This window comes from Mesorhizobium sp. CA4 (assembly GCF_020165075.1).
In the GTDB taxonomy this organism is placed as follows: Bacteria; Pseudomonadota; Alphaproteobacteria; order Rhizobiales; family Rhizobiaceae; genus Mesorhizobium.
Genome location: NZ_JAIUHK010000068.1, coordinates 1 through 9,689, shown reverse-complemented (window position 1 = coordinate 9,689; position 9,689 = coordinate 1). Strand labels below are relative to the sequence as shown.

The following is a 9,689-nucleotide window of genomic DNA, read 5'->3' as shown; positions in this document are numbered from 1 at the left end:
CCCATCCGAGCAACCCTCGTCTTTTAATCGCACGAAAGGGCGGGCCACCGATCTCCGCCTCGGAACATGACGTCTAGTAGGACCAGCTGCGTGCCTTCGCGATGATGAAGTCGCGAAAAACATGCAGCTTCGCCTGGTTCTTCATCGCATCGGGATAGGCGAAGTAGGTGTCGAAGGACGGCACCTCGGTCTCCGGCAGCAGCTGGACCAGGTTCGAGTCCTTGTTGATCACATAGTCCGGTAGCATGGCGATGCCGGCGCCGCCCTGCACCGCCCGCTTGATCGACAGGATGTCGTTGATCTGCAGGGTCGGCACCCGCTGCCCGCCCTCGAAGTCGCCGACCGTCTCCAGCCAGTTCAGCTCCGACAGATGCGAAGGCACCGGGAGGCCGAAAGTGACGATGCGGTGGTTCCTGAGCTCGGCGATCGAGGCCGGCCTGCCGAACTTGGCGATGTAGGATGGCGCCGCGTAAAGATGGAAATGCACCGTGAACAGCCGGCGCTGGATTAGGTCCGGCTGTTGCGGCTGGCGCAGCCGGATGGCGCAATCGGCCTGGCGCATGGTGAGATCGAGCTCCTCATTGGCCAGGATCAGCTGCAGGCTGATCTCGGGATAGAGCTCGATGAATTCCTGCACGCGCTCGGTCAGCCAGCCGGCGCCCAGGCCCACCGTGGTCGTCACCCTGAGCACGCCCGACGGTCGGTCCTTGGTTTCGGTCAGCCGCGTCTTGATGGTTTCCAGCTTCATCAGCACGTCATGCGCCGTGCGGAACAGCATCTCGCCCTGCTCGGTCAGCACCAGGCCGCGCGCATGGCGGTGGAACAGCGCGACGCCGACGTCATGCTCCAACGCGCTGACCTGCCGCGAAATGGCCGATTGCGACAGATGCAGTGTCTCGGCGGCATGGGTAAACGACCCAGCCTCCGCCGCTGCGTGAAATACGCGTAGCTTGTCCCAGTCCAGCGCCATGATTCCCCTCGCGTTGCCTTTGGCGTCTGAATGAAAAATCAGGCTTTTAAACGGCTTTTAGCCGATCTGTCATTCCGCCGCTTCGCGGTGGACCTCGATGCCCGCCAGATATTTTTCCGCCTCGAGCGCCGCCATGCAGCCAAGCCCGGCCGCCGTCACCGCCTGGCGGTAGATGTCGTCGGTAACGTCGCCGGCGGCGAACACGCCGGGCACGTCGGTGCGCGTCGAGTCGGGCGCCGTCCACAGATAGCCGTTCGGCTTCTGCTTCAGCTTACCGACGAAGAGCTCGACCGCAGGCGCATGGCCGATGGCGACGAACACGCCGTCGACCGGCAGCTTCGATTGCTGGCCGGTCACGACGTTGCGCAGCGTCAGGCCTTCGACGGAAGGCGGCAGCGGCGCCTTGCCCGGCCGTCCGGTGATCTCGTCCACCACCGTGTCCCAGATGACGCGGACATTGTCCTTCTTGAGCAGCCGCTCGCGCAGGATGCGCTCTGCACGGAAATCGCTGCGCCGGTGGATCACGGTGACGCTCTTGGCGAGGTTAGACAGATAAAGCGCTTCCTCGACCGCGGAATTGCCGCCGCCGACCACCGCGACGTCCTTGCCGCGGTAGAAGAAGCCGTCGCAGGTGGCGCAGGCCGAAACGCCGAAGCCCATGAAGGTCTGCTCCGACGGGATGCCCAGCCACTTGGCCTGCGCGCCGGTGGCGATGATCAGCGCATCGGCGCTGTAGACGGTGCCGGAATCACCGGTAGCGCGGAACGGCCGCACATTGAGGTCGACCTCGGTGATGATGTCGTTGATGATATCGGTGCCGACATGCTCGGCCTGCGCCAGCATCTGGCTCATCAGCCAGGGGCCCTGGATCGGATCGGCGAAACCAGGATAGTTTTCGACGTCGGTGGTGATCATTAATTGACCGCCCTGCTGCAGGCCGGCGACCAGCATGGGCTTCAGCATGGCTCGGGCGGCATAGATCGCCGCCGTGTAGCCGGCCGGGCCGGAACCGATGATAAGAACGGGCGCATGTTTGGTGTTCATGAAAGTCCCCTGCGGCGCGCAGCCGTGGTTTGTCGCGCGTAATGTAAGTGTTGCCCGTGGGACCAGCAAGGCAAGTTGGCCTTCGTCCCCGGAAAGCTTCGTCCCCCGCATATCGGGCCATATTTGCCCCGTCACCCGTGCATGTCGCCTAGAGGTGTGCGCGGCTCCGGCGTCACGACATGCATCAAAACAAGGAGAAATTCATCGCAAAGGGATGGCCTCCCAGGCGAAACCAAATTACAAAATCGCGAAAGATTCTTGCGCGAAAGCCGTCCATGCCGCTCAAAGCCGATCTCGACGCCATCGACTGGAAGATCCTGCGCGAACTGCAGGGTGACGGCCGCATGACCAATGTCGAGCTGTCAAACCGGGTCGGCATTTCGGCGCCGCCCTGCCTGCGCCGTGTCAGGCGGCTGGAAGAGGCCGGTATCATCCGAGGTTACCGCGCCCTCCTGAACGCCCCGGCGCTCGGCATGGATGTCGTCGCCTTCTGCCTGATCGGCCTGCATCATCAGGCCGATGCCGAGCTGAAGACCTTCGCCGAACGCACGCGCGGCTGGGCGATCGTGCGCGACGCCTGGATGGTTTCGGGCGAATCCGATTTCCTGCTGCATTGCGTGGCGAGCGACCTCGGCACGTTCCAGACCTTCGTCATCGAGGAACTGGCTTCGGCCCCGAATGTGGACACCGTGCGTACCGCTTTGACAATCCGCCGCGTCAAGGATGAAGGGCTGGTGGCTTTTCCAACTTAATGTGCCGGCTTCCGGAAATTCCCCCGCGGGAAAAGCACTTTAGCACCGGGTTTTGAATCAATCCGCGATCAGAGCGACCGTATCGCGGCAAGCAGTCCCACAAGGTCCGTGGCGTAGCGCAACGGCGAAACCGAAAGCCCGCTTATCGTCGAGGCCTCGCCATCGATGAGCCAGCCACGTATGAGGCCGGCACGCCGACCGGCTTCCATGTCGGCCGGCTTGTCGCCGATGATCAGCGATCGCTTCAGATCGAGGCCGAGGCGGCGGCCAGCCTCCAGCAGCATGCCCGGATTGGGCTTGCGCATCGGGTGATCGGCAACCGTGAGCAGACCCCTGCCGGCTTCGTGATAGGCGCAAGCCAGCACCATGTCGACAAACGCGTTTTGCTCAGCCAGCAGCTCGAGCACGCGCCCGTTCACTCTGGCAAACGCGTCCCAGCCGAAATAGCCGCGTGCGATGCCGGACTGGTTGGTGACGACAACGACCGGAACGCCGCGTTGGTTCGCGGCCTCGATGGCCGGCGCGATGCCGTCGCGCAGCACCATGGCCGCCGGATCGTCTGGATAGCCGGTATCGACACTGATCGTGCCGTCGCGATCGAGGAACAGCGCCGGCCGGCCGGCCGGAAAGCTCGTGGCGGTGGTCTGCTCGACCCAAAGGCCCGGCGCGGCCAGCGGAAAGCCTTCGCTTTCAGCCATTGCTGAGACGCGCTTCGACCGCCTCGCACAGATGGTGATAGAGGCACAGATGCCCCTGCTGGATGATCGGCGTCGAGGTCGACGGCACGTTGAGCAGGATGTCGGTTAGCGGCTTGAGCTTGCCGCCGGTCTCGCCGGTGAGGCTGATCACCGTCATCCCCATCGCCCGCGCCTGCTCGGCGGCGGCAAGGATGCTCGGCGAATTGCCGCTGGTGGAAATGGCGAGCAGCACCGCGCCTTCCGATCCATGCGCCTCGACCTGGCGCGAGAAGACGGTATCGAAGCCGTAGTCGTTGCCCCAGGCGGTCAGCACCGCGGCGTTGGCCGGCAGCGCGATGACGTTGTAGGCCTTGCGTTCCTTCAGGAAACGGCCGACCAGCTCGCCGGCGATGTGGATGGCGTCGCTGGCCGAGCCGCCATTGCCGCAGATCAGCAGCGCCTTGCCTTGCGAGAGCGCCGTCACCACGGTGCTCACGGCCCGTTCCATCTCGCCGGTGAGGTCGCGCTCCACCATCGCCGAGATCGCCGTCGCGGAGCGGACCAGGTAGTCGTTCAAATCGGACATGAGACCCTCAGTTTGCGGCACGCAGCTTGCCGATCGTGTTCGTCGTGCTCTTGCCGGCGACGAGATCGACCAGCACCACGCGCCCGCCCGCCTTCTGCACCACGTCGGCGCCGACTACGGTCTCGATCGTGTAATCCGCGCCCTTGACCAGAATGTCCGGCAGAAGCGCCTCGATGAGCTTGAGCGGCGTATCTTCCTCGAAGACGACGACGGCGTCGACAGAGGCAAGCGCTGCCAGCACGCAGGCGCGGTCATGCTGGTTGTTGACGGGCCGCCCAGGCCCTTTCAGCCGGTGCACCGAGGCGTCGCTGTTGAGGCCGAGCACCAGCCGGTCGCATTGGCTGCGCGCGGCATGCAGCAGGCTGACATGGCCGGCATGCAGGATGTCGAAGCAGCCATTGGTGAAGCCGACGGTCAGCCCCTCTTCCTTCCAGGCGGCGACCATCCTCGCCGCGGCATTGCCGTCAAGAATGGCATCGGTATGAGCCGTCGGCCCATGCGAGCGGAACAGCGCGCCGGACAATTCCTCGACGTTCAGCCGAGCCGTGCCGCGCTTGCCGACGACCACGCCGCCGGCCGCATTGGCAATGACGGCGGCATGCACCCGGTCGGCGCCGGCGGCGAGCGACAATGCGAAACTTGCGATGACCGTGTCGCCGGCACCGGAGACGTCGAACACTTCGCGCGCCTGGGTGGAGATGTGACGGGCATCCTCGGCGGAAACCACGCTCATGCCCTTTTCGCTGCGCGTGGCAACGATGAACTCGAAGTCATGCGTGGCGATCAGGTCGCGCGCCGCGGTCACGATCTCCTCGTCGCCGAACACCTTGCGGCCGACCGCCTCGCCAAGTTCCTTGCGGTTCGGCGTCACCGCCGTGGCGCCGGCATAGCGCGCATAATCGCGCCCCTTCGGATCGACCAGCACCGGCTTGCCTGCGTCGCGGCAGATCGCGATCAGCTCGCCGGCGACGCCGTCGAGCAGGATGCCCTTGCCGTAGTCGGAAAGGATGACGATGTCGGCGCGGCCAAGCGCGGCCTGGAAGTGATCGATGAGCTTCGCCCGCTCGGCGGAGGTGAGCGGCTTGATCTCCTCCTCGTCGAAACGCAGCACCTGCTGGTTGAGGGCGCTGAAGCGGCTTTTCGACGAGGTCATGCGGTCCTGGCGCTGCAGGAGGCCGTCGGTGTCGACGCCGATCTCGCCGAGCATGCGCATCAGATTGTCGCCGGCCTGGTCGGCACCGATCACCGACACGGGGATCGCGGCCGCGCCCAGCGAAACGATGTTGGAGACGACATTGCCGGCACCGCCGATGTTCAACGTCTCGCCCTTGCCATGCAGCACGGGGATTGGGGCTTCCGGCGAGATGCGCTCGATCACGCCGCTGACGAAACGGTCGAGGATGAAATCGCCCACGACCAGCACGGTAATGTCGCCGAACCGGGCGATGGTGCGATGCAAAGGTTCCGGAGAAGGCGGATTGTGCTTGATCATCTCACTCGATGTATGCCTGAAGAAGGCTGGACTTGATTAGGTTTCAGCGCCGGAATTGTGGCGCGGGTCGCTCAAAGCGATGCCGATATACCGCAATTCGGGCGAGTGCAACGGCAAGGCCGGGCGCGGACCGCAGGCGGAACAGGCTGGGCAATCAGCTCCTCTGCAAGGCGACGTGGACGCCGAGGCCAACCAGCACGGCGCCGCCCGCGCGCCGCATCAGTCGCTGCGCGCGTCCTGAACGCCGCAGCCGCCCAATCATCGCGCCGGCAAGGAAAACGCAAACGATGTCCACCGAGGAGAACATCAGGTTGACGACGGTTCCAAGCACGACGAACTGCAGCCAGACCGGAAACGCCGCCGAGGCATCGATGAATTGCGGCAGGAACGCCATGAAGAAGATCGCCGTCTTCGGATTGAGCACCTCGACGGTGACGCTTTCGAAAAAGGCGCGACTGGCCGATTTCCGCTCGATCAAGGGCAGAGCCGTATCGCCGTTCGTCCGTTTGCGGAACATCAAAACGCCGAGCCAGATCAGATAGAGCGCGCCGACGAGCTTGACCGCAAGATAGAGCGGCGGCACCGCGTGGAACAGGACGGACAGGCCGGCAGCGGCCGCAAAGACATGCACATAGCCGCCAAGGTGAATGCCAAGTGCCGCCGTCAGCCCCGACCAACGCCCGCGCGCCATGGTCTGCGCCGCAGCGTAGAGCATGGCGGGGCCAGGGATATAGGCGAAGATCGCGGTTGTGGCGAAAAAAGCGATGAGCAGTTCGGTTGACGGCATTTGTCCCTCACGGTCAGGTCTCTGTCAGGCTACGCCTTGCTGGCCTGATCTCCATACCGGCGATACCACAGATGCGAACATCTTCGAATTCTTCCAACATCATTCCGGCGTTGGCGCTGCGCCGACCTGACGTGATTATCGGCAATCGGGCTTAAGACGGGGCGACGCGTGCTTTGTCGACAGCCCGGCTGGCCTCCCTTATAAGGGCCGGAATCGGCAAGGCAAACCAGAGGCCATTATGATCATCGTCACGGGCGGAGCCGGCATGATCGGCTCCAACATCGTCGCCGCTCTCAATGCCGAGGGCCATGACGACATCGTCGTCGTCGACGATCTCACCGACGGCCACAAGATCGCCAACCTCGCCGACCTTCGCATCGCCGACTATCTCGACAAGGATGATTTTCTCGCCCGGCTCGAGGACGGCGCGCTCGGCCGCATCGAGGCCGTGTTCCATCAGGGCGCCTGCTCGACCACCACCGAGTGGAACGGCAAGTTCATGATGGAGGTGAACTACGCCTATTCGAAGCGGCTGCTGCATGCCTGCCTGAAGCTGCGCGTGCCCTTCCTCTACGCGTCGTCGGCTTCGGTCTATGGCGGCGGCAGCGAGTTCCGCGAGGAGCCGGACTTCGAGCGTCCCCTCAACGTCTACGCCTATTCGAAGAAGCTCTTCGACGATTACGTCCGCCGCAGCGTCTTCGACACCGATCACTCGCAAGTGGCGGGCTTGCGCTATTTCAATGTCTATGGGCCGCGCGAGGCGCATAAGGGCGCCATGGCCTCGGTCGCTTTCCATCTGTTCAACCAGGTCGAGCGTGGCGAAAACCCGAAGCTGTTCGGCGCTTATGGCGGCTTCGGGCCCGGCGAACAGAGCCGCGACTTCATCCATGTCGGCGACGTCGCCGACGTCAATCTCTGGCTTTGGAAGCGCGGCGCGAGCGGCATCTTCAACTGCGGCACCGGCCGCGCCCAGCCGTTCCGGGCGATCGCCGAGACGGTGATCGACACGCTGGGCAAGGGCGAGATCGAATTCATGCCCTTCCCCGACCATCTCAAGGGCAGCTACCAGAGTTTCACGCAGGCTGATATGTCCCGCTTGCGCGCGGCCGGCTACAATGGCCAATTCCGCACAGTCGAAACCGGCGTCAGGGACTATGTCGAATGGCTGAAGGCCCAACGATCCTCGTGATCGGCCCACGCTGGGTGGGCGACATGGTCATGGCGCAGTGCCTGTTTGCGGCGCTGAAGGAAAAACATCCGAATGCGGCCATCGACGTGCTGGCGCCGGCATGGGCTGCCCCGCTGGTCAAGCGCATGCCCGAGATACGCAGCCAGATCGACTTTCCGCTGATGCCGGGAGCGCTCGAATTCCGCAGCCGCAGGCGCTTCGGCCGCGTGCTGCGCGGCCGCTATGACATGGCCTATGTGCTGCCGGGCAGCTGGAAATCGGCCTTGATCCCGTTCTTTGCCCGCATCCCGCACCGCGTCGGCAATTTGCGCGAGATGCGCTACGGCCTGCTGACCGACATCGTGCCGCTGCCCGAGGCACTGAAGCGGCGCACGGCGCGCGCCTATTTCGGCCTCGCGCGCGGCGGCACGTTTCGCGCGCCGAGGCTTACCATCGACAAGGCCAATCAAGCCGATCTGCTGGCGCGCTTCGGGCTAACGGCAAAAAAATTCGTCGCCTTGATGCCGGGCGCGGAATTCGGCCCGGCAAAACGCTGGCCGAGCGATCACTATGCCGGGCTTGCCCGGGACATGATGGCCAAGGGCTTGGGCGTCGCGCTGCTCGGCTCGAAGAACGACGCCGACGTGACCGGCGAGATCGCAGCCCTTGCCCCAGGCGCCGTCGACCTGGCCGGCAAGACTCGGCTGGAGGACGCCATCGACCTGATCGCCGCGGCAAAGCTTGCGGTCTCGAACGACAGCGGGCTGATGCATGTCGCCGCCGCCGTCGGTACGCCGATCGTCGCCGTCTACGGTTCGACTTCGCCGGAAAACACGCCGCCTCTCAGCGAGCGCTCCGAGCTGATCTGGCTGCATCTGTCCTGCTCGCCCTGCCACAAGAAGGTCTGTCCGCTCGGGCATCTCAACTGCCTGAGGACGCTCGATGTCGCCCGAGTCGCGGCCGCGGCCGACCGCTTGCTCAACATTTCGGCAGCGGCATGAAAGTGCTTATCGTCAAGACATCGTCGATGGGCGATGTCATTCACACATTTCCCGCCGTCGAGGACGCGGTGCGCAACCGCCCCGATATCCGCTTCGACTGGTGCGTGGAGGAGCCGTTTGCCGGTCTCGTGGCCCTGCATCCGGCGATCGGCACCATCCACAAGGTGGCGATCCGGCGCTGGCGCAAGAAGCTTTTCGACGGCGAAACCTGGCGCGAGATGGCAAGTCTGCGGCGGGCCCTGCGAGTGGGGAACTACGATCTTGTCATCGAGGCGCAAGGCTTGTTGAAGTCGGCCCTGGTCGCCATCCAGGCCGGCGCGCCGATTGCCGGCTTCGACCGGGCGAGCGCCCGCGAGCCTTCGGCAACGCTGTTTTATCAGCGCAAATACGCCGTGCCGCGCGACCTGCATGCCATCGAGCGCACCAGGCGGCTGTTCGGGCTGGCGCTTGGCTACCAGCCGGATTTGTCGGCGCTCGAATCCGGCATCGTGCCGCCGGCGGGGGGCCTGGCTGGCGTTGAAGGCAAAACCGCCTTCCTGCTGCACGGCACCAGCCGCGAGGACAAGAAGTGGCCGGTCGAGGATTGGATCGAAACCGCGCGCCGACTGGCCGACCGGCAGTTCACACCGGTTGCCACCTGGTCGAACGAGGCGGAAAAGAAAGTCGCCCAAGCGATTGCCGGTGCCGTGCCAGGGACGGTGCTGGTTCCAAAATCGCCGCTCGCGGTTATCGCCGCAATCCTCGGCCGCTCGACGCTGGTCATCGGCGCCGACACCGGCCTCACCCACCTCGCCAGCGCCTTCGGCCGGCCGACAATCGCCATCTTCCTGGCGACGGAACCCGGTCTCACCGGCCCGCGCGGCCCGTTCGCATCGACCTTGCTTGCGCCTGCCGGCAGCGGGGTGACGCCGGCTGAAGTGATAGCGGAAGCGGAACGGCTGCTGGCGCTCAGTTCAAAGGCGCCAGCGTGAGGACCTTTTCAGAATTCGCTCTGGCGAGTCGAATGGCGTGGTTGTCGAGAACCGGCCTACGCCGGCCAGCCTCATAGAGCGGAGACGCTTATGAGGGCTTCGGCTGGCGAAGGCCGGAGCGGAGCGTACTTAAGGTACATGAGCACCGGAAGCGCAGAAAACTACGCTAGACGTCATGTTCCGAGGCGGAGATCGGTGGCCCGCCCTTTCGTGCGATTAAAAGACGAGGGTTGCTCGGATG

The 9,689-nt window shown here is 64.5% G+C and carries 10 protein-coding genes; 4 read left to right on the top strand and 6 right to left on the bottom strand.

What is annotated here, in order from left to right; genetic code table 11:
- Positions 1 to 73 precede the first annotated feature (73 nt).
- Both LB528_RS29805 and trxB read right to left on the bottom strand, forming a co-directional pair.
- Complete coding sequence (locus tag LB528_RS29805) at positions 74 to 970, bottom strand: LysR family transcriptional regulator (RefSeq protein ID WP_224517655.1); 897 nt, start codon at positions 968 to 970, stop codon at positions 74 to 76.
- A 69-nt stretch (positions 971 to 1,039) separates the two neighbouring features.
- A complete protein-coding gene (gene trxB / locus LB528_RS29800; protein ID WP_224717210.1) occupies positions 1,040 to 2,014 on the bottom strand; it encodes a thioredoxin-disulfide reductase in 975 nt (324 codons plus the stop codon).
- Positions 2,015 to 2,289: 275 nt separating this feature from the next.
- Between trxB and LB528_RS29795 the strand changes: the two genes are divergently transcribed.
- On the top strand, positions 2,290 to 2,766 hold the full coding sequence (locus LB528_RS29795; RefSeq protein ID WP_224517659.1) for an Lrp/AsnC family transcriptional regulator: 477 nt from the start codon (positions 2,290 to 2,292) through the stop codon (positions 2,764 to 2,766).
- A 68-nt stretch (positions 2,767 to 2,834) separates the two neighbouring features.
- On the opposite strand, the gene LB528_RS29790 is transcribed toward LB528_RS29795, so the two are convergent.
- The 4 genes from LB528_RS29790 to LB528_RS29775 all read right to left on the bottom strand — a co-directional run bounded on the left by LB528_RS29790 (position 2,835) and on the right by LB528_RS29775 (position 6,308).
- Positions 2,835 to 3,464: a D-glycero-alpha-D-manno-heptose-1,7-bisphosphate 7-phosphatase gene (locus LB528_RS29790; RefSeq protein WP_224517660.1), complete on the bottom strand. Its 630-nt coding sequence runs from the start codon at positions 3,462 to 3,464 to the stop codon at positions 2,835 to 2,837.
- Positions 3,457 to 4,029, bottom strand: coding sequence for an SIS domain-containing protein (locus LB528_RS29785; RefSeq protein ID WP_224717209.1), 573 nt, complete (start codon positions 4,027 to 4,029; stop codon positions 3,457 to 3,459). Before LB528_RS29785 ends, LB528_RS29790 begins: the two co-directional genes overlap by 8 nt.
- Positions 4,030 to 4,036: 7 nt before the next feature.
- The gene (gene rfaE1 / locus LB528_RS29780) at positions 4,037 to 5,521 is read right to left on the bottom strand and encodes a D-glycero-beta-D-manno-heptose-7-phosphate kinase (protein WP_224517662.1); all 1,485 of its coding nucleotides are present in this window, start codon (positions 5,519 to 5,521) and stop codon (positions 4,037 to 4,039) included.
- A gap of 154 nt (positions 5,522 to 5,675) precedes the next feature.
- Positions 5,676 to 6,308, bottom strand: a complete 633-nt coding sequence (locus LB528_RS29775; RefSeq protein WP_224717208.1) for a LysE family translocator — start codon at positions 6,306 to 6,308, stop codon at positions 5,676 to 5,678.
- Positions 6,309 to 6,546: 238 nt separating this feature from the next.
- Between LB528_RS29775 and rfaD the strand changes: the two genes are divergently transcribed.
- From rfaD to waaC, 3 genes are read left to right on the top strand one after another with little or no spacing between them, the layout of a single operon-like run.
- The gene (gene rfaD, locus LB528_RS29770) at positions 6,547 to 7,497 is read left to right on the top strand and encodes an ADP-glyceromanno-heptose 6-epimerase (protein ID WP_224717207.1); all 951 of its coding nucleotides are present in this window, start codon (positions 6,547 to 6,549) and stop codon (positions 7,495 to 7,497) included.
- The gene (gene waaF / locus LB528_RS29765; protein WP_224717206.1) at positions 7,470 to 8,477 is read left to right on the top strand and encodes a lipopolysaccharide heptosyltransferase II; all 1,008 of its coding nucleotides are present in this window, start codon (positions 7,470 to 7,472) and stop codon (positions 8,475 to 8,477) included. Before rfaD ends, waaF begins: the two co-directional genes overlap by 28 nt.
- On the top strand, positions 8,474 to 9,448 hold the full coding sequence (gene waaC / locus LB528_RS29760; protein ID WP_224517670.1) for a lipopolysaccharide heptosyltransferase I: 975 nt from the start codon (positions 8,474 to 8,476) through the stop codon (positions 9,446 to 9,448). The genes waaF and waaC overlap by 4 nt, the downstream gene beginning before the upstream one ends.
- The last annotated feature ends 241 nt before the right edge of the window (positions 9,449 to 9,689 follow it).

Excerpts from the sequence above, each read along its gene's own strand:
- LB528_RS29805 (WP_224517655.1), bottom strand. The coding sequence starts at position 970 with ATGGCGCTGGACTGGGACAAGCTACGCGTATTTCACGCAGCGGCGGAG.
- trxB (WP_224717210.1), bottom strand. The coding sequence starts at position 2,014 with ATGAACACCAAACATGCGCCCGTTCTTATCATCGGTTCCGGCCCGGCC.
- LB528_RS29795 (WP_224517659.1), top strand. The coding sequence starts at position 2,290 with ATGCCGCTCAAAGCCGATCTCGACGCCATCGACTGGAAGATCCTGCGC.
- LB528_RS29790 (WP_224517660.1), bottom strand. The coding sequence starts at position 3,464 with ATGGCTGAAAGCGAAGGCTTTCCGCTGGCCGCGCCGGGCCTTTGGGTC.
- LB528_RS29785 (WP_224717209.1), bottom strand. The coding sequence starts at position 4,029 with ATGTCCGATTTGAACGACTACCTGGTCCGCTCCGCGACGGCGATCTCG.
- rfaE1 (WP_224517662.1), bottom strand. The coding sequence starts at position 5,521 with ATGATCAAGCACAATCCGCCTTCTCCGGAACCTTTGCATCGCACCATC.
- LB528_RS29775 (WP_224717208.1), bottom strand. The coding sequence starts at position 6,308 with ATGCCGTCAACCGAACTGCTCATCGCTTTTTTCGCCACAACCGCGATC.
- rfaD (WP_224717207.1), top strand. The coding sequence starts at position 6,547 with ATGATCATCGTCACGGGCGGAGCCGGCATGATCGGCTCCAACATCGTC.
- waaF (WP_224717206.1), top strand. The coding sequence starts at position 7,470 with ATGGCTGAAGGCCCAACGATCCTCGTGATCGGCCCACGCTGGGTGGGC.
- waaC (WP_224517670.1), top strand. The coding sequence starts at position 8,474 with ATGAAAGTGCTTATCGTCAAGACATCGTCGATGGGCGATGTCATTCAC.